The 20,297-nt window shown below is 71.4% G+C and carries 23 protein-coding genes and 1 pseudogene; 5 read left to right on the forward strand and 19 right to left on the reverse strand.

Annotated elements, in window-relative coordinates; genetic code table 11:
• Positions 1-87 precede the first annotated feature (87 nt).
• Together ACZ5VQ_RS46235 and ACZ5VQ_RS46240 are read left to right on the forward strand one after the other, a co-directional pair.
• Positions 88-996, forward strand: a complete 909-nt coding sequence (locus ACZ5VQ_RS46235; RefSeq protein ID WP_469110253.1) for an ABC transporter ATP-binding protein — start codon at positions 88-90, stop codon at positions 994-996.
• Positions 993-1,859, forward strand: a complete 867-nt coding sequence (locus ACZ5VQ_RS46240) for an ABC transporter permease (protein WP_469110254.1) — start codon at positions 993-995, stop codon at positions 1,857-1,859. Before ACZ5VQ_RS46235 ends, ACZ5VQ_RS46240 begins: the two co-directional genes overlap by 4 nt.
• A 53-nt stretch (positions 1,860-1,912) precedes the next feature.
• Here ACZ5VQ_RS46240 and ACZ5VQ_RS46245 read toward each other — a convergent pair whose 3' ends face one another.
• From ACZ5VQ_RS46245 to ACZ5VQ_RS46260, 4 genes are all read right to left on the reverse strand, one after another.
• Positions 1,913-2,443, reverse strand: a complete 531-nt coding sequence (locus ACZ5VQ_RS46245) for a hypothetical protein (RefSeq protein WP_469110255.1) — start codon at positions 2,441-2,443, stop codon at positions 1,913-1,915.
• A gap of 20 nt (positions 2,444-2,463) precedes the next feature.
• Positions 2,464-3,348 carry an oxidoreductase gene (locus tag ACZ5VQ_RS46250; RefSeq protein ID WP_469110256.1) on the reverse strand — a complete coding sequence of 295 codons (885 nt, stop codon included), beginning with the start codon at positions 3,346-3,348 and terminating at the stop codon, positions 2,464-2,466.
• Between the two features lie 152 nt (positions 3,349-3,500).
• The gene (locus ACZ5VQ_RS46255) at positions 3,501-4,199 is read right to left on the reverse strand and encodes a class F sortase (protein WP_469110257.1); all 699 of its coding nucleotides are present in this window, start codon (positions 4,197-4,199) and stop codon (positions 3,501-3,503) included.
• A gap of 55 nt (positions 4,200-4,254) precedes the next feature.
• Complete coding sequence (locus ACZ5VQ_RS46260) at positions 4,255-4,902, reverse strand: hypothetical protein (RefSeq protein ID WP_469110258.1); 648 nt, start codon at positions 4,900-4,902, stop codon at positions 4,255-4,257.
• Positions 4,903-5,095: 193 nt separating this feature from the next.
• On the opposite strand from ACZ5VQ_RS46260, the gene ACZ5VQ_RS46265 reads away from it, so the two are divergent.
• Positions 5,096-5,482, forward strand: coding sequence for a PPOX class F420-dependent oxidoreductase (locus ACZ5VQ_RS46265; protein ID WP_469110259.1), 387 nt, complete (start codon positions 5,096-5,098; stop codon positions 5,480-5,482).
• On the opposite strand, the gene ACZ5VQ_RS46270 is transcribed toward ACZ5VQ_RS46265, so the two are convergent.
• Positions 5,468-5,938, reverse strand: coding sequence for a GNAT family N-acetyltransferase (locus ACZ5VQ_RS46270; RefSeq protein WP_469110260.1), 471 nt, complete (start codon positions 5,936-5,938; stop codon positions 5,468-5,470). The two genes, ACZ5VQ_RS46265 and ACZ5VQ_RS46270, sit on opposite strands and share 15 nt — an antisense overlap.
• A gap of 164 nt (positions 5,939-6,102) precedes the next feature.
• On the opposite strand from ACZ5VQ_RS46270, the gene ACZ5VQ_RS46275 reads away from it, so the two are divergent.
• Entirely contained in the window at positions 6,103-6,606 is a 504-nt protein-coding gene (locus tag ACZ5VQ_RS46275) for a VOC family protein (protein WP_469110261.1), read from the forward strand.
• A 95-nt stretch (positions 6,607-6,701) separates the two neighbouring features.
• On the opposite strand, the gene ACZ5VQ_RS46280 is transcribed toward ACZ5VQ_RS46275, so the two are convergent.
• The 5 genes from ACZ5VQ_RS46280 to ACZ5VQ_RS46300 all read right to left on the reverse strand — a co-directional run bounded on the left by ACZ5VQ_RS46280 (position 6,702) and on the right by ACZ5VQ_RS46300 (position 9,747).
• A complete protein-coding gene (locus ACZ5VQ_RS46280; protein ID WP_469110262.1) occupies positions 6,702-7,442 on the reverse strand; it encodes a DUF4142 domain-containing protein in 741 nt (246 codons plus the stop codon).
• A 231-nt stretch (positions 7,443-7,673) separates the two neighbouring features.
• Positions 7,674-8,486: an SAM-dependent methyltransferase gene (locus tag ACZ5VQ_RS46285; RefSeq protein WP_469110263.1), complete on the reverse strand. Its 813-nt coding sequence runs from the start codon at positions 8,484-8,486 to the stop codon at positions 7,674-7,676.
• Positions 8,487-8,592: 106 nt separating this feature from the next.
• Positions 8,593-8,985, reverse strand: coding sequence for a hypothetical protein (locus ACZ5VQ_RS46290; protein WP_469110281.1), 393 nt, complete (start codon positions 8,983-8,985; stop codon positions 8,593-8,595).
• Positions 8,877-9,527 (reverse strand): hypothetical protein, encoded by a 651-nt coding sequence (locus tag ACZ5VQ_RS46295; RefSeq protein WP_469110264.1) that lies wholly within the window; start codon positions 9,525-9,527, stop codon positions 8,877-8,879. The genes ACZ5VQ_RS46290 and ACZ5VQ_RS46295 overlap by 109 nt, the downstream gene beginning before the upstream one ends.
• Positions 9,528-9,573: 46 nt before the next feature.
• Positions 9,574-9,747 (reverse strand): hypothetical protein, encoded by a 174-nt coding sequence (locus ACZ5VQ_RS46300; RefSeq protein WP_469110283.1) that lies wholly within the window; start codon positions 9,745-9,747, stop codon positions 9,574-9,576.
• On the opposite strand from ACZ5VQ_RS46300, the pseudogene ACZ5VQ_RS46305 reads away from it, so the two are divergent.
• Positions 9,706-10,301, forward strand: a pseudogene (locus ACZ5VQ_RS46305) (LuxR C-terminal-related transcriptional regulator). The gene ACZ5VQ_RS46300 and the pseudogene ACZ5VQ_RS46305 overlap by 42 nt on opposite strands.
• A gap of 36 nt (positions 10,302-10,337) precedes the next feature.
• Here the strand turns inward: ACZ5VQ_RS46305 and ACZ5VQ_RS46310 are convergent.
• The 9 genes from ACZ5VQ_RS46310 to ACZ5VQ_RS46350 all read right to left on the reverse strand — a co-directional run bounded on the left by ACZ5VQ_RS46310 (position 10,338) and on the right by ACZ5VQ_RS46350 (position 20,286).
• Complete coding sequence (locus ACZ5VQ_RS46310; protein ID WP_469110265.1) at positions 10,338-11,873, reverse strand: ABC transporter ATP-binding protein; 1,536 nt, start codon at positions 11,871-11,873, stop codon at positions 10,338-10,340.
• Positions 11,870-12,730 (reverse strand): ABC transporter permease, encoded by an 861-nt coding sequence (locus ACZ5VQ_RS46315; RefSeq protein ID WP_469110266.1) that lies wholly within the window; start codon positions 12,728-12,730, stop codon positions 11,870-11,872. The genes ACZ5VQ_RS46310 and ACZ5VQ_RS46315 overlap by 4 nt, the downstream gene beginning before the upstream one ends.
• Positions 12,727-13,680: an ABC transporter permease gene (locus ACZ5VQ_RS46320; RefSeq protein ID WP_469110267.1), complete on the reverse strand. Its 954-nt coding sequence runs from the start codon at positions 13,678-13,680 to the stop codon at positions 12,727-12,729. Before ACZ5VQ_RS46320 ends, ACZ5VQ_RS46315 begins: the two co-directional genes overlap by 4 nt.
• Complete coding sequence (locus tag ACZ5VQ_RS46325) at positions 13,677-15,254, reverse strand: ABC transporter substrate-binding protein (protein WP_469110268.1); 1,578 nt, start codon at positions 15,252-15,254, stop codon at positions 13,677-13,679. The genes ACZ5VQ_RS46320 and ACZ5VQ_RS46325 overlap by 4 nt, the downstream gene beginning before the upstream one ends.
• Positions 15,255-15,329: 75 nt before the next feature.
• Positions 15,330-16,109: a class I SAM-dependent DNA methyltransferase gene (locus ACZ5VQ_RS46330; RefSeq protein WP_469110269.1), complete on the reverse strand. Its 780-nt coding sequence runs from the start codon at positions 16,107-16,109 to the stop codon at positions 15,330-15,332.
• Positions 16,106-17,338, reverse strand: coding sequence for an MFS transporter (locus tag ACZ5VQ_RS46335; RefSeq protein ID WP_469110270.1), 1,233 nt, complete (start codon positions 17,336-17,338; stop codon positions 16,106-16,108). The genes ACZ5VQ_RS46330 and ACZ5VQ_RS46335 overlap by 4 nt, the downstream gene beginning before the upstream one ends.
• Positions 17,322-18,368, reverse strand: coding sequence for a dipeptide epimerase (locus ACZ5VQ_RS46340; protein ID WP_469110271.1), 1,047 nt, complete (start codon positions 18,366-18,368; stop codon positions 17,322-17,324). The genes ACZ5VQ_RS46335 and ACZ5VQ_RS46340 overlap by 17 nt, the downstream gene beginning before the upstream one ends.
• Positions 18,365-19,450: a PLP-dependent cysteine synthase family protein gene (locus tag ACZ5VQ_RS46345; RefSeq protein ID WP_469110272.1), complete on the reverse strand. Its 1,086-nt coding sequence runs from the start codon at positions 19,448-19,450 to the stop codon at positions 18,365-18,367. The genes ACZ5VQ_RS46340 and ACZ5VQ_RS46345 overlap by 4 nt, the downstream gene beginning before the upstream one ends.
• The gene (locus ACZ5VQ_RS46350; RefSeq protein WP_469110282.1) at positions 19,447-20,286 is read right to left on the reverse strand and encodes a Rossmann-like domain-containing protein; all 840 of its coding nucleotides are present in this window, start codon (positions 20,284-20,286) and stop codon (positions 19,447-19,449) included. The genes ACZ5VQ_RS46345 and ACZ5VQ_RS46350 overlap by 4 nt, the downstream gene beginning before the upstream one ends.
• Positions 20,287-20,297 lie beyond the last annotated feature (11 nt).

A 20,297-nucleotide genomic window follows, 5' to 3' on the forward strand; every position in this document is an offset into this window, starting at 1 on the left:
GTGTACACCCACGGTCGACACCGTCCTGCGCGATTGTCGGCGCCGGTCCGATGCCGAACCGCCGTGTTCCCGGGGACCGTTGGACCCGTGATCGAAGTCAACGAACTGACGAAGCGATACGGCGGCACCACGGCCGTCGACCATCTGAGTTTCACGGTGCGGCCCGGACACGTCACCGGGTTCCTCGGCCCGAACGGCGCCGGGAAGAGCACCACTCTGCGACTCGTCCTCGGTCTGAACGATCCCACCAGCGGATCGGTCACCGTCGACGGCCGCCGCTTCCGGGACCGCCCGCGCGGCCTGCGCCACGTCGGCGCACTGCTCGACGCCCACGAGGTGCACGGCGGCCGCAGCGCCCTGGCGCACCTGACCGTGCTGGCCCGCTCCAACCGCATCCCGCGCCGCCGGGTGGACGAGGTGCTGGAGGAGGTCGGTCTCGCGGGCGCGCGGCGGCGCCGGATCGGCGGCTTCTCGCTCGGGATGAGACAGCGGCTTGGCATCGCTGCCGCGCTGCTCGGCGACCCTCCGGTGCTGCTGTTCGACGAGCCCCTCAACGGGCTGGACCCGGAGGGGGTGAAGTGGCTTCGCGGCCTGTTCCACCGGCTGGCCGCCGAGGGCCGGACCGTGCTGGTCTCCAGCCACCTGATGTCCGAGATGGAGAACACCGCCGACCAGCTCGTCGTCATCGGCCGCGGCGCGCTCATCGCCGCCGAGAGCCTCACTCGGTTCGCGGCGCGCGGCACCCGTCCGACCGTGACCGTGCGCACGCCGGACCCCGCTGCGCTGACGGCGCTGCTCACCGGGGCGGGTGCGGAGGTGCGCCGGGACGCCGACTCGCTGACGGTGTCCGGCCTGGACGCGGACCGAATCGGTGAACTCGCCCTCCGGCACCGGGTGCTGCTGCGCGAACTCACCACCAGGACCGCCTCTTTGGAGGAGGCCTTCATGGGACTGACCGCCGACAGCGTCGAATACCTCGCGGGAGAAGCCCGATGACCGCCACCGACAAGGCCACGGTCACAGCCATGGCCACGGTCGACTCTGTTCAAGTCACCGAACCCCGCGCCCGGTTCCGTGACCTCGTCGCCGCCGAGTGGATCAAACTGTGGTCGCTGCGCTCCAACACCTGGGCGTTCGTGATCGGCGCCCTGGCGGTCATCGGGTTCAACGTGGGGACCGCCTGGGACACGTACCGCTACTGGACCGCGCAGGATGCGCGTTCCCGGGCCGACTTCGTCCGGGACGGGATCCCGCTGTCGATCGCCTTCACCGCGAACGCCGCCATGATCCTCATGCTCGCCCTCAGCGCCATCGGTGCCACGGCGATCGTGGGTGAGTACAGGACCGGGATGATCCGCACGACGTTCACGGCCGTCCCGGCCCGGCGTTCGGTGATGGCGGCGAAGGTGTGTGTGGTCACGGCCGTCACGACGGTGTTCGGCGCGGTCGTCGCGGCGGCCTCGTTCGGACTGACCCAGGCCGTTCTGTCCGGCCGGCACATCGGCGTCCCGATCGACCACCCCGGGGCGCTGCGCGTCGTCGTGGCGTCCGCGCTCCTGGCGCCGGTGTCCGCGATCCTCGGTATGGCCCTCGGCACCCTCATCAGGCACAGCGCGGCCACCATGACCGCAAGCGTGGTGATCCTCCTGCTGCTGCCCCTGGTCTTCAGCGCCGACCGCCACTGGGCAGCCGTCGTCGACCACGCCCTGCCCACCGGAGCGTGGATCCGCCTGGTCGACGTCGACCAGCAGGCTATCGCGTACCCGTGGACGCTCACCGGCGCCTGGACCGTCTACGCGGTCTGGTCCCTGGCCGCGGCCGCTGTCGCCGTGATCTCGGTGCAGCGGCGCGACCAGTGACCGTCCTGACACACGCGGATCACCGCATACTCGCCGTCCTTACGTACGTGCTGTCACGTACGTGTCTCGTGCAGCGCGGTGCGGGCGAGGCCGACGAAGTTCACGACCGACTCCCAGAACGGGCGGTAGCAGTCGTCGAACCGCTGTCCCGCCCCCTCCTCGCCCTCGATCATCGCGCGGAGCGCCCGCCAGTTGTCGCCGGTCGCGAGGCGGAGCCGGTCCGCGGCCGCGGCGGCCTCCGCCGACCCTTCCAGGTCCACCACCCAGACCCGCTGACGCAGCACGGCGTACTCGCCCTGAAGCCGTATCCGCAGGTCCCTGAGGGCGGCGAGCCGCTCGTCAGGGTCCTGGATCCGATCGGCGTCGGTGACCTTCCAGTAGAGGTCTCCCATGCGCTGGGCCTGCTCGATGACGTCCACGTACGCCGACCGCCGGGTAGCCCGGAGCCGGTCCGCCTGTACGGTCGCGGCGGCGGCGTCCGCCTGGATGCGGGCGGCCCGGTAGGTGCCGCGGCTGGTCACCCAGCTCGCGAGCACGGCGGTCCCGGCCGTCAGCGCGGCCACCCACAGTGTGCTGTCCCCCATGTCGAAGTGATCCTCAACCCTCAGGCGAGCCGGGCGAGTTCGTCGTCCGACAGGCTGATCGCTCCCGCGGCCACGTTCTCCACGAGGTGGTCCGGATCGCCGGTGCCCGGAATGGCCAGGACGTGCGGGCCGCGGTGCAGTGTCCAGGTCAGCCGGATCTGCGCGGGGCTCGCGCCGTGGGCCCGGGCGATGTCGAGGACCTCCGCCTCGTGACTGCCGTCGGCGCCCTTCCTGCCGCCTTCGCCGGCTATCGCGAAGAACGGCACGAAGGCGATGCCCTGCTCACCGCAGATCCGCAGGACGTCGTCGCCCATCTCGGTACGGGTGTCGAGGGCGTACCGGTTCTGGACGCAGACCACCGGGGCGACGGCCTGTGCCTCGGCGAGCTGCTCCGCGTCGACGTCGGACACACCGAGGTGGCGGACGAGCCCGGCCTCGCGCAGCGCGGCCAGTGCGCCGAAGTGCTCGGCGATCGAATGGCGGCCGTGCGTCCGCAGGTTGACCACGTCGAGGTGGTCGCGGCCGAGCTGGCGCAGGTTCTCCTCCACCTGGCCGCGCAGCTGCTCGGGCCTGGCCCAGGGCAGCCACTCGCCCGACGGATCACGCCCCGGCCCGACCTTGGTGACGATGACCAGGTCGTCCGGATACGGGGCCAGCGCCGAGTTGACCAGCTCGTTGGCCGAGCGCAGGGACGAGAAGTAGAAGGCGGCGGTGTCGATGTGGTTCACGCCCAGTTCCACCGCGCGCCGCAGCACACCGAGCGACCGGTCGCGATCGCTAGGCGTGCCCTGGTGGAAGGCGCCGCTCCCGGTCAGCCGCATGGTCCCGAAACCCAGCCGGCTGACCGTGAGGTCGCCGAGCCGCCACGTGCCCGCTGCCGCCGCGTTGATCGTCTCCGAGGTCATCTTCGGAGTCTTGCACGGAGGTTCGGACCATGGGGGCGGACGGTGAAAAGCGATCTTCACGGGCCCTGCGGGCCTGTAACGCCGACACGGATCGCCGACACGGATCGCCGACTCGGGCCGCCGACTCGGACCGTCGGCGCGGAGCCGGTCGCCTAGGCGGGGCGATCCGGCTCGCGCGCCCCGGTCAGATGCGCGAAGACGACGACATTGCTCCGGTAGCCGCCGGTCCTCTGGTCGTATGCCCCGCCGCAGGTGATCAGCCGCAGCTCGGGACGCTTTCTGGCGCCGTACACCTCCTGGCTGGGGAACTGCTCCTTGTCGTACGTGCGGACGGCGTCCACCGTGTAGACGGCGGTGCGGCCGTCGGTGCGCCGGGCCTCGACCAGCCGGCCGGGCGTCAGTCCACTGAGGCCGACGAAGACGGCGGGCCCGGTGGCGGTGTCGAGGTGGCCGACCACCACGGCGGTGCCGGCCTCGCCGGGCGAGGGGCCGCCCTCGTACCAGCCGACGAGTTCGGGTTTGTCCACCGGCGGAGTGGTGAGCTGCCGCTTCCGGTCCAGGCGCAGTCCGACGACCGGGGCCTCCAGGCCGAGATACGGGATCCTCAGGACCGTCGCCCTGGACCGCGGGAGCGGCCGGGGCGCCGGGCTGGGGCGGCGGACGGGAGGCGGCACACGGACATGGCCGGGCCGGGGCTCGGGTGTCGTGGCGGCGGGGGAACCCGGGGCGGGGGAACCCGGGGACGCCTTGGCGTCCCCGGGCGCCCGGGCGGGTGCGGCGGCCGGGTCCGGGGGCCGACCGTCGTCCTCGGCCCACCAGACGCAGCCCGTCACCAGCGAGAACGCCAGCACGGTCGTCCTCGTCAGACGGTAGGCGCGCGTCCGGTACCAGGGCCTGGGCGCGCGCCTACGCGGCGCCATCGGGCCGGCGGCGCAGCATCCGGAAGTAGACGAAGCCCGACACGCCTACCAGGCCCAACGCCGCCGCGGCTCCGAACGCCGACACGCTCGGTGGCTCGGCGAGACCGCCGCCGCCCGCGGGTACGCCCCCGTTGGGGCCGCCGGGTGTCACGCCCTCGGGTCCGCCTGCGGGCGGGGTCTTGCAGTCGACCTTGAACACCTTGTTCTTGCCCGGGCCCTTGCCGTCCACGATCTGCCAGGTGAGCTTGTACTGGCCGTCGGGCAGGGCCAGCAGACCGGTTGTCCGGCCGGTGCCGGTGGGCAGCGCGAGGGTGCCGGTGAGGGTGGCGCTTCCCCGCTTCGCCGGCTGGGGCTCGATGATCCAGGTGACACCCTGCCCCCGGTCGAAGTTGAAGGCGGCGAGGTAGAACTGGCAGACATTCGGGTTGTTCCGCTGGTCGGCGTCGGGCGTCGTGTCCGCGTGGATCTTGACGTCGCGGTTGTCGCCCGGGGCGGCGAAGGCGGCCGGGGCCCCGAGGAGGGCGGTTCCGGCCAGGGTGAGTGCCGTGAGCGCGGCGGCTCCCGTGCGGGCAGCGCGGGCGCTGGGGGCGGTGCGGGTGGTGCGGGTGGTGCGGGGGAGTGGCGAGGCGGACATGCGAGATCCTCCGAGCGGGACGATTGTCGTACAAATCGGCTCTTTGTCTGACTCCCTTTCACATCCCGCGCCCGAAAGCCCGACACATCGCTGACGAGCCGTCAGGGATCGCTCTTCCGGCCCAGGATTGCGCCGGACGGGATCCCGTCCGGCCGGACTCCCGCCGGGCCCGCCCGCCGCCTAGACTTGCCGCGTGGACAATGCAGCGCTGGAGCGGCTCGGTACCGGCAAATATCTGCTGGCCACCAGCTATCGGAAGAACGGCACGCCGGTCGCGACCCCGGTGTGGGTGGTCCGCGACGGCGACACGCTCGGAGTCTGGAGCGTCGCGGACTCGTGGAAGGTGAAGCGGATCCGCAACCGCGCCGACGTCCTGGCCGGCCCCTGCGACGTCCGCGGCAACCCGACCGGCGAGCAACTCCCCGCCACCGCCGAGGTCTGCGACCCGGACGTCACAGCGCACTTTCGCCGTCTCATCGCCCGCAAATACGGCATCTCCGGCCGCCTCGTCCTGCTCGGCAGCCGACTGCGCCGAGGGAAGAACGGGACGATCGGCATCCGGGTGTCACTGGTGCCGTAGCCAGACGTAGTCGACGGGCTGTACGGCGTTCCAGGCCTCGGCCAGTTCCGGGACGACGAGGACGAAGCCGGCTCCCCGGTAGCAGCGCAGAGCCCGGGCGTTGTCCGGGTGCACGCGCATGAACACGCCCGAGTGTCCGGAGCCGCGGGCCTCGCCGAGCAGACCCCGGACCAGTACGCGCCCGAGGCCACGACCGCGGGACTCGGGCGCCACGATGATCCGCGCCAGCTCCACCTCGTCCTCCTCGGCGTCGAACCACAACTCCCCGTACGCGACGGGTCGTTCGTCCTCGACGAGCAGACGAGCCGTCACGTCCGTGTCCTGCTGCCACGCCGCGACGGTCTCTGCGGCCATGGGGAACTCCCGCCGTCCGCACCACATCGTGACCTCCGTGGCGGAGACCGGCCAGGTCGCCACGGTCGTCGCGTGCGAGGCGCTGAAGGGAAGCAGATCCATGATGTGACTCCGTTCGTCCGGCTCCGCGGCCCTTGACCGGACCGAGGGGATGCCTAGAGTGACCGGTGGTTGAACGGCAAACCGCTTTCGCGATGCCGGTGACGCGCCGGCCCCGCCCGTCGCGGCCGGCGTCCCATTCCATTGTGTGAGGAGTGTTCGCACACGTGTCGAGCCAGGAGAACCCCTTGGACCTGACGGCGATCGAGACCGAGAGGGCACGGATCCGGGATGCCTATCTGGCCCCGGACCGGCGGCCCAGTTCGGCCCGGGGCGTGCACCATGTCGCGCTGCTCTCCGGCGACGTCGAGAGGACGGTGCGCTTCTACCAGGAACTGCTGGAGTTCCCGCTCACGGAGATGTTCGAGAACCGCGACTACAAGGGCTCGACCCACTTCTTCTTCGACATCGGTCACGGCAACCTGCTCGCCTTCTTCGACTTCCCGGGCCTCGACCTCGGACCGTACGCGGAAGTCCTCGGCGGCCTCCACCACCTGGCCATCTCCGTCGAACCGGCTGCCTGGACCCGTCTGCGCGACCGGCTCGACGCGGCCGGGGTGGACTACCAGGAGGAGAGCGGCACTTCGGTCTACTTCCGCGACCCCGACGGAACCCGCGTCGAGCTGATCGCGGATCCGCTCGGCGAGATGTACGGCGCGAACGTGCGGTGAGACGGCGCGAGCGTGCGGTGATACCTGGCGCGAGCGTGCGGTGAGTCGCGCGCGGGACGGTCTGCGGTGCCGCGCGCTGGAGGCCTGCTGCAGGCCTACCGCACTGTCGGTGACGGGGTCGGCGTCGGTGTCGGGGAGGTGCCGCCGGCCGGCGGAGTGAGAGCGACGGCCGGCGCTCCCGGCTGGGGCGCGGGCGGCGTGACATCGTCGGCAGGCAGCTTCGGAGGGGTCGTCTCCTGGAAGAGGACCGAGTCGAAGTCGACCAGCCCGGTCTTCTCCAGGACGGAGATGTGGTCCAGGACGGTGTCGTTGGCCTGGTCGGCCAGTTCACGGACCAGGCTGTTCTCGGTGGTGGCACGGATTTTCGCGACCGTCGGGAAGATCTGGCCGTGGGTCACGCGCAGGATGTTGGCGAGGTCCGTGTCGAACTGCTTGCCGTGGTCCGCCGTCAGGGTCGCCACGAAACCCTGCTGCTGCGGGGACGCCTGGTTGGGCAGCGTGATCCCCAGCCGGGGAGCGATCAGCCGGCACTCGGCGTCGAGTGCGGCGTGGCCCGAGATCAGGTGCTCGCCCGCCGTTCTGACGGGCTGGGTCGTGCCCTTGGTCAGAGCCAGCTCGCCGGAGGGGAACTCCCACAGCCCGGCGGCGCGCACCTTGACGACGAAGTCACGGTCGGCCTCCGTGAGCGGGCCGGTCGGGGTGCGGGCGATGATGCGAGACGGGGAACTCGACACGTTCTGCACCCCGAGCATCGCGGGATACGCGAGCGCGGCGAGGGTCAGCGTCAGACTGCCGACGACGAAGACCGTTCCCGCCGCGTTCCGGGACATACGCATGGCTCCTCCTGGACCAGGACATCCGTCCCCGGGGTGGAGGCCCCGGGAACGCCGCTTTCGCCCGCGGTGAGCGGTGCGGATGCCGGGGAGTACGGCTGTGCCGGTTCAGGAGATCCTTTGGTCCGGGCAAAGACTGAGCCATGGAGGGCGGCCCCCTCCGGACCGACCGGACCCTTGGCGGATGGCGGATGGCGGATGGCGGATGGCGGATGGCGGATGGCGGATGGCGGACTACGGCTTGCGGCCGACGCCGCCGAGGGCGATCACCTCGGACGGGATCGCGGCGGCGCCCGGGTCGGGCCGCCACTCCGCGAGCGGGACCACGCCCGGCTCCAGCAGCTCCAAACCCTCGAAAAAACCGGCCAGTTGTTCCGGGCTGCGGAGGAAGTACGGGGCGGCGCCGCTCTCGTTGTAGCGCCGGGTGGCCTCGGCATTGGCCTTGTGGGTGTCCACGCTGTCGTTGAACGCCAGGAAGCTGCCGGACGGCAGGGCCTCCATCAGCCTGGTCACGATGGCCCGAGCCTCGTCGTAGTCGGCGATGTGGCCGCTGACCTGCATCAGGGTGAGCGCCACTGGCCGGCTCAGATCCAGCGTGGTGGCCGCCTGCTGCAGGATCGCGTCGGGATCGTGCAGATCCGCGTCGATGTAGTCGGTCACCCCCTGCGGGGTGCTGGTCAGCAGCGCCCGGGCATGGGCCAGCACCAGCGGGTCGTTGTCGACGTAGACGATGCGTGCCTCGGGGACCACCCGCTGGGCTATTTGATGCGTGTTGTCCACGGTGGGCAGTCCGGTGCCGATGTCCAGGAACTGCCGGACACCCGCTTCGCCCGCCAGATGGCGCACGGCCCGGCCGAGGAAGGCCCGGGAACCCCGGGCGAGTTCCTCGATTCCCGGGAAGAACTCACGGAACGCGTCGCCCACCTGGTGGTCGACGGGGTAGTTGTCCTTCCCGCCCAGCCAGTAGTTCCAGATCCGGGCCGAATGCGGTACCGATGTGTCGATCTTCGACCACGGGCCCGCGGGTGCGGACGAATCGTGAGTCACTGAACAGCCTCCTCAGCACGCGCCATGGCAAGTCTCACCACACAACGTAGAGCCGCGGCCCCGGCTGCCGTACGGGATCCGGCCAAATGCCGACGGCGAAGCCGTCTCAGCGGAACTCGTGGACGAGTCGGATCTCTCCCACGATGTGGGAGTTGAAGTCGTCGAGCTCTTCGGCTGGAACCCACAATTCGAGGATCGTCCGTCCGCCGACCTGCCGGACGGGATACCGGCGCAGGAAATCCGACTCGACCTCGAATCGCGTGACGAAGCCGGCGCCGTCGTGCTTCACGTTCCAGTCCCGCGCGATCCTGATCGCGTAGTCCTCGTTCACGGGTTCCCCTCGTCGGCCTGCCGGACGGCAGCGAGCGGGAGGTACGGGAGGGCCAGGAGTCACAGCAGGAAGAGCAGGTGGACGGCGACCAGGACGTCCACGATCCCGCACCACTCGGCGAACGACCGGGCGACGACCTTGTCGAGCCTGAGGTGGACGAAGTCCCAGACGCCGTGGAAGAACCAGCCGGCGGCCACGAGGTAGCGGCCGAGGTCCGGATCGACCGCGAGTCCGACCAGCGCGAGGGCACCGAACGCGAACGCTCCCGCCGCCTGGACCCCGAAGGACGCCCGTCCGTGCGGCGTTCCGCGTACGGCACGCCGGACCAGGACCGCCAGCGCGATGGCCACGAGCGCGACGGGCTGCGAGACCACGTCCTGCGCCCGGAGGGCGACCATGACGGCCACACCGGCACCGAGCACGGGCCAGGTCACGCGAGGCTTCCCGATCTGATGGATGATCACGTACAGCAGCGGCAGCAGAGGCAGGGCGTCCCCGAACGCGCCGACGGTGTCGGCGGGTTCGCCCGAACCGCCGGCCGTCGTCAGGATCACGAGCGCGACGGCCAGGGCTGTCGGCCAGCGTCGCTTGAGCATCTCGACGGGGCGTCGCCCGTTCGAAGCGGTGCCGGATCCCGTTCCGGATCCCGTGCCGGATGTCGGGGCGTCGGTGGTCGCTTGCGGAACCGTGGTGGTGTGCGTGGCAGTCATGGCAACTCCAGGGCATGAGGCGGTAGTTGTACGAGCGGGGATTCGGTCAGCAGCCGTACTCGCTCCGGCGGCGGACCATGACGAGGAACATCAGCGGGAGCATCACGAGGTGTTCCAGAGCGATCATCGACTCGGCGGCGATGACGTCGAGCCAGAGCAGCGGGAACAGCGCGAGCGCCTGCGGTTCGCCGCCGACCTGCACGACATCCAGGGTCATCATCTCCAAGTGATCGCGCTGAAGAGCGAGTTGGCGGCCCGGCTCGTCAAAGCCGAGGAGGCCGACGAACCCGACGAAGTCGGCAAACGCCGGGAACGGAGCGGCGTCTTGATCCGACTGAGATGCCGCCCACCGACGGGCTGCGCGCTGCCGAGGAGATCCGGGCCGAACTCCCCACCCAGATCGTCCTGGTCACCCGGCACGCCCGCCCCGCAGTGCTGCGCCGCGCGCTCGCCGCGGGCATCCGCGGCTTCGTACCCAAGACCACCGCCGCGGCCAGACTGGCGGAGATCATCCGCGACGTCGCCGCCGGCCGCCGCTATGTCGACCCCGACATCGCAGCCTCCGCGCTGACCGAGGACGACTGCCCCCTCACCGACCGCGAACTGGAGGTCCTGCGCGCCGCCCGCACCGGAGCGTCGGTCGTCGAGATCGCCGCGGCGGTCCATCTGGCCCCGGGCACGGTCCGCAACTACCTCTCCGCCGCCATGTCCAAACTGGGAGCGTCCACGCGTCATGCCGCCGCACATCACGCGTGGGAACAGGGCTGGATCTGACCCCCGGCGACTTCACGGAGCACAGGATCCGCCCGGTCACCGCCCCACTCTCGAACGCCCCGAAGTCTCCACCAAGGACACGGTGAACGGATGCGCCGGAGCTGTGAGCACGTCCTCGGCCGGACCCTGCTCAACCACCTCCCCGGCATCCAGCACCGCGATCCTGGAAGCGAGTCGGGCGGTGTCCAGGTCGTGTGTGATCAGTACGAGGGACAGGTCGCCGCGGTCCCGCAACAGCCCGGCGAGCAGGTCCAGGATGCCCCGGCGGGTGACCGTGTCGAGCCCGGAGGTGATCTCGTCGCACACCAGGACCCGGGGCCTGGCGAGCAGGGCCCGGGCCAGCGCCGCCCGTTGGAGTTCGCCACCCGAGAGCCGGGCCGGTGATCGGGCCGCCAACTCATCCGCCAGGCCAAGGCTGTTGAGCACCTCCGCCGCCTCGGCCCGTGCCTCCCGAGGGGGCATCCCACGCAACCGAACCGCCGTACGGGCCACCTGGTCGAGCACCGGCCGATGCTCGTCGAAGGAGGCACGCGCGTCCTGGAACACGTACTGCACGGCGGCCAGTTGACCGCGCGCACGGTCGCGCAGACTTGGCGCCAGCGCGACTCCGTCGAGCAGCACCTCTCCCTCGTATGTGCGATGGAGTCCGGCAATACAGCGGGCGAGTGTCGTCTTTCCGCTGCCCGAGCGGCCGAGGACGGCGAGGCACTCGCCGGAGCGGACGATGAGTTCCGGGGCGTGCAGTACCTCGACACCGCCGCGGTGCCGGGCGCGCAGGCCCCGCACCCGGAGCACACTGTCCGCGCTGTCCGTGGCCGGTGCCGATTGCGTCAACGCAGGCTGCTCCGCGAGGAGTTCACGCGTCCAGGGATGCGAGGGCGCGAGCCACACCCGTTCCGTCGGCCCGGACTCCACGACCCGGCCGTCCCGCATGACGAGTACCTCGTCGGCGAGCGCGCGTACGGTCTCCAGGTCGTGGCTGAGCAGGACGACGCCGATGCCCCGCGCGGCGACCGCCGCCAGCTCGTCGACCACGCGTCGCTTCGTCAGCGCGTCCTGCCCGGTGGTGGGCTCGTCCGCGACGACGACCCTGGCACCGAGGAGCAGGGCCTGCGCGAGGACGACACGCTGTTGCTGCCCGCCCGAGAGCTGATGCGGGAAGCGCCTCAACAGTCGCGAACCATCCGGCAGTTGTGCCATCTCCAAGGCGTTCAGGACATGCTCCCGCGCCGCGGCCCCACGGGCACGGCGAGGCAGTTCGCGCACGCGGCCGCGCGCGATGTCGTACAGCAGCGCACCCACCCGCCGCGCCGGGTTGAGCACCGCCGCCGGATGCTGCGGGACGTAACCGACCAGGGCCTCGTCCACCCGTATGGAGCCGGTCACCCGCGCGCCGGACGGGAACTCTCCGAGCAGCGCACGCCCTGTCGTCGTCTTCCCGCTGCCGGAGGCACCCACCAGCGCGGTCACCCTCCCGGGCAGCACTCGCAGGCTCACCCCGTCGACGATGCGCCGCCCGCCGACCTCCACGGTCAGCTCCTCGATCTCCGCCACCGCGGTCGACTCGCTCACGGACGCGGCTCCTTCACATGGTCACGAGCATCAACGTCATGGCGGGCGGCATCCCGATCCGTGCTGTGCAGCAGTGCGTCGAAGAGCAGATTGCACCCCATCGTCAGCGTCACGATCAGCAGCGCCGGGACCACCACGGCCCAGGGCTGCACGAACAAGCCCGTACGGTTGCGGTCCACCATCACCGCCCAGTCGGCCGCGTCCGGGGCCACCCCGATGCCCAGGAAGGCGGCCGTGGCCACCAGATAGAGGACCCCCGTCAGCCGTACACCCGCGTCGGCGGCGAGCGGCCGCAGGATCGACCGGCCGACATGCCCGACGGCGATGCGCCACCACGACTCGCCCTGCATCCGCAGCGCCTCCACCGCCGGACGCGAGGCCACATCGGCCGCGGCGGCGCGCACGATGCGCGCCGCGTCCGGGATGTTCACGAGCGCCACCAGCAGAGCGAGACCGGTCGCCCCGGGCGAGAACACCGACGCGACCAGCAGGATCATCAGCAGCGACGGCACGGCGAGGAGCACGTCAAGCGGCCGCATCAGCACCTCCTCCAACCAGGTCCGGTGAGTGAGCGCACTGATCAGCCCGACCGGCAGCGCCACCAGATAGGCCAGCGTCGTGGCCGCGAGCGCCACGACCACCACCGGCCGGCCGCCGAAAAGCACCTGCCGCCACACGTCACGCCCCACGAAGTCAGTGCCGAGCCAGTGCCCGCCGCCGAGCGTGAACGAGATGGCCCGAGGCCCGGGTTCACCCGCGAACAGCGGCCCGAACAGGGCGAGGACCAGCGGTACGCACACCAGGGCGGCCCCGAGCGCGAAGCGCCCCGACGGCAGCCGCTTCGCCCGCCCCCTCACGCGGCCACCTCCGCCCGCGGCGCGAAGCGGTGGGCCACGAGATCGGCGCCCAGGTTCAGCACCACGGTGATCACCCCGAACACCACCGCCAGCCCCTGCACCACCGGCACGTCCCGCTCGGCGACGGCGTTCATCAGCACGGTCCCCAGTCCGGGAATCACGAACAGCGCCTCCACGACGATCACCCCGCACAACAACCAGTCGACGGTGCGGGCGAGTTGCTGTGCTGCGGGTGCCATCGCGTTCGGCAGCGCGTGCGCGTACCGCACCCGGGCGCCCGGGATCCCGTACCGGCGGGCCTGCGCGACGTACGGGGAGGCGAGTGCGTCGATCATCCCGGCGCGCACCAGCCGGGACAGCGAGCAGACCGGCCGGGACAGCAGGACGAGCACAGGCAACACGAGTGCGGCCGGATGCGCGAGCAGATCCGTGCCGTAGCCGACCGCCGTCGGTGGCAGCCAGTCGAGCCGCAGCGCGAACACGGTCACCAGCAGCACCCCGAACGCGAACTCCGGTACCGCGTACACCCCGAGCGTCACCGAACTGACCAGCCGGTCCACGAACCGCCCCTCGTACCGCGCGGCCAGCACTCCGAGCCCGACCCCGACCGGCACCAGCAACGCGACCGTGAGACCGGCGAGGAGCAGGGTGGGACCGAAGGCGTCGGAGATGTACGAGGAGACGGGCCGCCCGGACGTCAGAGAGTTCCCGAAGTCCGCGTGCAGCAGGCCCGTTGCCCAGTCGGCGAGCCGCTCGTACGCGGGCCGGTCCAGGTCCAGGGCCTCGCGGATGGCGGCGATCCGCGCCGGATCCGGCTGGTCCCCGGCGAGGGCGACCGCCGCGTCGCCCGGCAGCGCCTCGGTGAGCGCGAAGACCAGCACCACCACGGCCACGGTCTGCGCGCCACCGAGCAGCAGCCGACGGGCGGCCCACGAGCCCAGTCCGCTCACGCCAGCCAGACCTTGTCGAACCGCGCCCAGTCGAGCGTGTTCGCGGGCGCCTTCCGCTCAACTCCCTTGACCGTACGGCCCGTTCCGATGATCCAGTCGGCGAACCCCCACACCAGGAAGCCGCCCTCGGCGTACAGCCTGCGCTGCATGCGCCCGAACACGGCGGCGCGGTCCTTCTCGTCCTTCGTGGACTGCGCCTGGTGGTAGAGCGCGTCGAAGTCCTTGTGGTGCCACTTGGTGGCGTTGGTGGTGGAGTCGGTGAGCAGCCGCTGCGAGATGTGCGACTCGATGGGCATCGCGCCCGACCGGTAGCAGCACAGGGTTCCGGAGTCGAGGATGTCCGCCCAGTACGAGTCCTTGCTGCCCATCTTCACCTCGACGGTGACTCCGGCCTTGGCGGCCTGGTCGCGGAAGATGCCGGCAGCCTCGGTGAAACCGGCCGCGACCGCCGATGTGTCCAGCGTGACCTTCAGCTTCTCCGCGCCCGCCTTCTTCAGGAGGGAACGGGCCCGGTCGAGGTCCTGCTCGCGCTGCGGCAGACCGTCCGCGTAGTACTCGTACCCCTTGCCGAACAGATCGTTGCCGACCACGCCCGCCCCGGACAGCGCGCCGTCGATCAGCTCCTGGCGATCGGCGATGAGGAAGAACGCCTCCCGGACCCGCTTGTCGTCGAAGGGTGCCCGGTCCGTCTTCATGGCGAAGGCCTGCATGGCGCTGTTCCGCAGCCGCACGATCTCGATCTGACCCTTGCCCTCGTGGGCGCGCGCGGTCGTAGGGTTCAGCTCGTGGGCGTACTCGACCTGTCCGCCGAGCAGTGCGTTGACCCGCGCGGACTCCTCGTTGGCGACGACGAACTCCAGCTCGTCGAGGTGCGGGGCGCCGTCCCAGTAGGCGTCGTTGCGCCGGAAGACCGCCGAGCGGCCCGGCGCGAACGACACGAAGCGGAACGGTCCGGAGCCGACCGGCTTCTTGTCGAAGTCGGTGTCCGACGCGCCGGCGGGCACGATGTACGCGCCGAACGCGGCCAGTACATTGGGGAATTCGGCGGTCGGCCGCTTGAGGACGAACTCCACGGTCCGCTCGTCGACGGCCCGGCTCGCCTTCAGGTCGATGGGTTCGAGGGAGGCCTTCGCGCGGAACGCCTTCTCCGGATCGGCGATACGGCGGTAGCTGAACAGGACGTCCTCGGCGGTGACGGGCTTCCCGTCGTGGAAGTCCGCCTTGCGGAGGGTGACCTTCCAGCGGTCCAGGCCCGCGTTCGGCTCCCAGCCGGAGGCCAGGCGCGGCTGGGCGGAGAGGTCGTCGCCGTAGTCGGCGAGCTTGTCGAAGAGCGCCTTGGCGCGGGCCACGTCGGCGAACAGGTTGGCCAGATGCGGATCGAGCGTCTCGCTCGCACCGCCGCCCGCGAAGGCGGCCCGCAGCCGCCCGCCGCGCCGGGGCTTCCCGTCGTTCCCGCTCCCCGCGCCCGAGCCCGAGTCGTTGTCCGAACTTCCGCAGCCGACGAGGGCGAGCGCGCCCACACCCGAGGCGGCTGCGAGGAAGCCTCTGCGACGGAGGCCGGGGTATTCCTGCATGACGGTGTCCTTGCTGTGTGAGGTGGATGCTGTGTGAGGTGGATGAAGCAGATGGGGCAGGGGTGCGTGGTGCGGTCACGCGTCGAGCCGGGCCACCACGTGCAGCCGGTCGGCGTCGGCCGCCGTCCCGGGCAGATCGCCCTCCTGCCACGGCGGTTCGGTGCGTGGTCCCGGACCGTCATGCAGCGCGAGCACGGTGAATCCGTGGGAGGTCAGGAAGTGACGCAGTTCGAGCGGGAGGAGCAGCCGCCAGGCAGACCGCTGTTCGACGGGAGCCGAGTCGTCGTCGGCGGTCCATACGCGGGTACGCCGCAGGAGTTGCGCGGTGCGGTCGACGTACAGCGTGGTCGTCGACCGGTACGAAGTCCCCTGCCAGGCAAAGGCGTTGACCTTCGGCGTGTTCAACAGGCCGTCGTGGCCGAGGAAATAGGCGCCGTTGCGCATCTCGGCGACGAGCAGCCCGCCGGGTGCCAGGCTCCGGCGACAGGACGTGAGGAAGCCGTCGAGGTCGTCGTTGGTGTGGCAGTACAGCAGCGAACTGTCCAGACACACCACCGCGTCGAAGACTCCGAGCGAGAAGTCCCGCAGATCGGCGCGCACGTACTCCGGGCCGGGGTGCCGGTCGCGGGCGTACGCCAGCATCGCCTCGGAGAGGTCGGCCCCGACGACCGTCCGCCCGGACGCGTGCAGCTGGGCCGCGTCCCGGCCGGTGCCGCAGCCCAGGTCGAGGACCCTCGGACCGGCCGCGTACCGCCGCAGGCAGTCCTCGGCCCACCGCCCGGCCAGCCGCTCGGGATCGGGGAACCGGGCCTCGTACAGCTCCGGGTTGTCGGTCAGCAGATTGCCGCTCGTCATACCGTCGCCCCCACGAGCACGGGACGCTCGGGCAGCGCCTTGAGGCGACGCAGCCAGGTGACTCCGGCGGCCGACACCAGACCGAAGACCAGGCAGCAGGCCCACGGCAGCCAGGAGGCTCCCCGCTGGTCACCGGTGTCCATGGCCCAGCCCACGACCGTGTTGCCCACCGCCGCCGCGATCCCGGACACCATGTAGAAGATTCCGAAGTACGTGCCGGTCAGCTCCGGTCGCCCGAATCCGGGGATCAGCTCCATCACGAAGGGCTGGGCGACCATGACGCCGACGTAGAGGAACAGGACGCCGACGAGGACGGGCACGGCGTGCCACACCTCCGGCGAGGCCCCCGACACCAGCATCGGCGGCAGGAAGGCGAGGCCCATGAGGGCAAGGCCGACACCGATGGCCTGATGACCGCGGTCCTTCAGGGCCCGGGTCAGGCGCATCTGCAGGGCGAGATTGGCGAGCGTGCCCACCAGGAAGACGAGCCCGGCCGCGCCGTCCCAGCCCGTGGCCCGGCGGGCGCCGTCGGGCAGCAGCAGATACAGCTGGTTCTCCAGGGTGAACATGCCGACCATGGCCAGCGAGAAGGCCAGGAACGCGCGGTTGCCCACCACCTCACGCCAGTCCGCGAGCACACCGCCCGTGCTCTTCGGCACCGCCCGTGCGGGCAGCACCAGCGCCTGCGCCACGGTCAGCACCGCGAAGATCCCGGCGGCCGCGAGCGCGGAGGCCCGGAAGTCGAACAGCAGCAGCACACTGCCGAGCAGCGGCCCGATCAGCGCACCGGTGGTCGCGAAGACGTTGAACAGCGCGAACGCCTCGGCCCTGCGCTCACCCGCCTCCTGCGAGAGATAGGCGCGCACGGCCGGGTTGAACAGCGCCCCCGCGAGCCCGCTCAGCACGGACGCGGCCAGCAGCACGGCGAGCCCGTCCCCGAGCGCGAACAGCGCGAAGCCGACCGTACGCACCGCACACCCGGCGATGATCACGCCGCGCGCCCCGAGCCGGTCCGCGGCCGATCCGCCGATGAGGAAGAGCCCCTGCTGACTGAGGTTGCGTACCCCGAGCACGATGCCGACGACGGCCGCCGACATGCCCAGGTCCTCGCCCAGATGCGTGGCCAGATAGGGGATGAGCAGATAGAAACCGGTGTTGACGCCGAGCTGGTTGACCAGGAGCAGCCGGATCGCGGGCGAGAAGCCACGTATCTCATGCAGCGTCTTCACGGCCCACCCGCCTCTCCCGTACGCCGAGCCCGGGCAGGTCACTCGCCCGTACGACGCCGTCGGCGCCCCCGATCCCGGACCACGGGTCGTCGACGAGCAGCAGATGCCCGTCGAGGTCGGCCCAGCGGGCGCGGTCGGCGAGATGCACCGCGGGCGCGAGGCCGAGCGTGCTGGCGGTGAGACAGCCGAGCATCAGCTCGGTGCCGCTGCCCTCGATCAACTCGGCGATCCGCAGCGCCGCGCAGGGACCGCCGCACTTGGCGAGCTTGACGTTCACGCCGTGCACCCGCCCCGCGAGACGGCGTACGTCCTCGTACGTGACGGCGTCCTCGTCGGCGATCAGGGGCAGCGGTGAACGCTCGGCGAGCCGTGCCAGCGCCTCCGGGTTGCCGGGAGCGAGGGGCTGTTCGACGGCCTCGACGCCCAACGCGGCGTAACGGGGGAGCAGTTGCAATGCCTGGCCGGTCGTCCAGGCGCCGTTGGGATCGAGGAGCAGCCGGGCCCGGGGCGCGGCGGAGGCGATGGCTCGTATGCGGTCGAGGTCGTCCTCGGGATCCGGGGCACCCGCCTTGACCTTGATCACGGTGAAGCCGCTGTCCGCGAGCGAGCGGGCCTGTGCGGCGGCGCGCTCGGCGGGGACGATGCCGATGGTGCGGGCGGTCCGGGCGCTCGGAGCACTCCCCGCGCCGAGCAGCCGGTGCACCGGGACGCCGGACCGCTTGCCGCACAGGTCGAGCAGCGCCGCCTCGACGGCCGCGGTCACCGCCGGCGGCCGGTCGCCCGCGGGCCGCTCGCGCAGCGCGCTCTCGGGGTCGTCGAAGCGGCCCAGATCCAGACCGGCGTCGTACAACTGCCGTTCCAGTTCTGCGGTGTCGAGACCGTAGTAGACGCTGGTGACGGCCTCGCCGTGGCCGGTCAGGCCCTCGTGTTCGACCGTCAGCCAGACGGCGTCGCGGGCGGCCATCGTCGAACGGGATATGCGCAGCGGCTCGGCGAGCGAGAGCCGCACGGTGCGCAGGGTGGCCTTCACGGGCTCCCTTCCAAGGGGGTGTGCAGGGGGTCGGTGACCGTGGCGCAGCGGACCCAGCCGGTGGCCTCGACGGCACGCGGATGCGGGATCTCGACGGGCCGGGAGGCGGCGCCGGCCGGGTCCAGGCCGTGCGCGGCGGTGAAGTCGTCGTCGTAGACCGTGCCGAGATAGCGGTGCGGCCCGTCGGGGAAGACGGTGGCGACCACGGCGCCGGGATGGACGCGGGCGGCCCATGCCGAGACGAGCGCGACCGCTCCGGTACTCCACCCGCCGCTGACGAAGTTGCCGCGGGCGAGGCGTCGACAGGCGTCCGCGGACTCGGCCGGGCCGACCCAGTGCACCTCGTCGAACGCCTCGTACGCCACATTGCGCGGATGGATGCTGCTCCCGAGGCCGCGCATCAGACGGGGCCTGGCGGGCTGGCCGAAGATGGTGGAGCCGGTGGCGTCCACACCGATCAGCCGCAGCCCCGGCCAGTGCCTGCGCAACGGCCCCACCACCCCGGCACTGTGGCCCCCGGTGCCGACACTGCACACCAGTACGTCCAAGTGGTCGAGCTGGGTGGCGAGTTCGGCGGCGAGCGACGCGTACCCGGCGATGTTGTCGGGGTTGTTGTACTGGTCGGGCCAGTACGCGTCCGGCAGTACCGCGAGCAGCTCCCGCAGCCGGGCCAGCCGCGCCGCCTGCCAGCCGCCCACGGCCGCCGGGCGGTCGACGAGTTCCAGACGGACTCCGTACGTGCGCAGCAACTGCCGCATCGACAGCTCCAGTTCGGTGTCGCCGACCAGGACGATGGGATGTCCGAGGGCCTGCCCGGCGAAGGCGAGACCGATCCCCAGCGTTCCCGAGGTCGACTCCACCACCGGTGCGCCGGGCCGCAGTTCACCCCGCTCGCGGGCGCCGAGCAGCATGGAGACGGCGGCCCGCGCCTTCATGCCACCGGCGCCGAGCCCTTCGAGCTTGGCCCAGAATCCGGGCTGGGGGCACGGCAGATCGGTGGTCACCCGGGCCAGCGGGGTGCGGCCGAGCAGCGCGAGGAGACCGGGGTTGGCGGTGAGGGGGTGCAGCGCGGCCGTCGTCACAGCGCGGCCTCCGAGCGGTCGTCGCGCTGTCCGGACAGGTCGCCGGACCGGAGTCCCTGTCCCTCTCCGTAGCGGTGGATGACGCCGGGACCGCCGTCCAGCCAGAAGAAGGGGTACGGCTCCGCGCACACCGCGCTCACTCCGGCACCGAGGAAACGCGGCAGCACGGCACTTCCCGTCTGCGCGAACATCACCAACTGCTTGCCGGTGCGCAGGGCATGCTCCCGCAGCGGCTCGAAGGACCCGTTGCCGAGTGTCATACCGGACGCCAACACGGCATCACAGCGGTCGAGTTCGGCGAGCGCGTCCGTCACGATCGGCTCGCCCCACTCCGTCCGGCCACCCTTGAGGTCGCACGGTATGTACGGGATCCCACGTGAACGGAGCGCCTCCAGAAGGGAGTTGACGACACCGACGACGAGCACGGTCTGGTCCGGCCGGACGTCCAGCAGCTCGACGACGGCCTTCGCCCGTGCGCGGGACTTCTCCAGGGAGCTCCCGGCGGGCAGCGGCCGGGGGAGTGCCCCGTTCTCGGGTGTGTGCGGGGCGACATGCATCAGATACGCGTCCAGCGCCGCCACCCTGACCGGCGCCAGCGGATGCTCCAGCAGCCGCGCCACATCCGCGCCGACACAGTCGTCCACCGCGCCTGCGGACAGCGCACCCGGTTCCACCGCACACGAGCCGACGGCCCGGTCGAGGCGCAGGCTGAGCACCTCGTTGCGATATCCGCCGCGACGCCCGTCATGACGTACGACCTGGCTGGTGGTGAACGCCACGGCGATACGCAGGGCGTGGGGGTCCGGACCGAGGCGGCCGGCCAGGACGAGGTTCATTAGGTCGTCGT

It is taken from the genome of Streptomyces sp. NPDC033178, from assembly GCF_055577685.1.

Bases quoted from the DNA above. Each gene is read 5' to 3' on its own strand.
- ACZ5VQ_RS46240 (WP_469110254.1), top strand. From the start codon at position 993: ATGACCGCCACCGACAAGGCCACGGTCACAGCCATGGCCACGGTCGAC.
- ACZ5VQ_RS46245 (WP_469110255.1), bottom strand. From the start codon at position 2,443: ATGGGGGACAGCACACTGTGGGTGGCCGCGCTGACGGCCGGGACCGCC.
- ACZ5VQ_RS46250 (WP_469110256.1), bottom strand. From the start codon at position 3,348: ATGACCTCGGAGACGATCAACGCGGCGGCAGCGGGCACGTGGCGGCTC.
- ACZ5VQ_RS46260 (WP_469110258.1), bottom strand. From the start codon at position 4,902: ATGTCCGCCTCGCCACTCCCCCGCACCACCCGCACCACCCGCACCGCC.
- ACZ5VQ_RS46270 (WP_469110260.1), bottom strand. From the start codon at position 5,938: ATGGATCTGCTTCCCTTCAGCGCCTCGCACGCGACGACCGTGGCGACC.
- ACZ5VQ_RS46280 (WP_469110262.1), bottom strand. From the start codon at position 7,442: ATGCGTATGTCCCGGAACGCGGCGGGAACGGTCTTCGTCGTCGGCAGT.
- ACZ5VQ_RS46295 (WP_469110264.1), bottom strand. From the start codon at position 9,527: ATGACTGCCACGCACACCACCACGGTTCCGCAAGCGACCACCGACGCC.
- ACZ5VQ_RS46300 (WP_469110283.1), bottom strand. From the start codon at position 9,747: ATGATGACCCTGGATGTCGTGCAGGTCGGCGGCGAACCGCAGGCGCTC.
- ACZ5VQ_RS46325 (WP_469110268.1), bottom strand. From the start codon at position 15,254: ATGCAGGAATACCCCGGCCTCCGTCGCAGAGGCTTCCTCGCAGCCGCC.
- ACZ5VQ_RS46330 (WP_469110269.1), bottom strand. From the start codon at position 16,109: ATGACGAGCGGCAATCTGCTGACCGACAACCCGGAGCTGTACGAGGCC.
- ACZ5VQ_RS46350 (WP_469110282.1), bottom strand. From the start codon at position 20,286: ATGAACCTCGTCCTGGCCGGCCGCCTCGGTCCGGACCCCCACGCCCTG.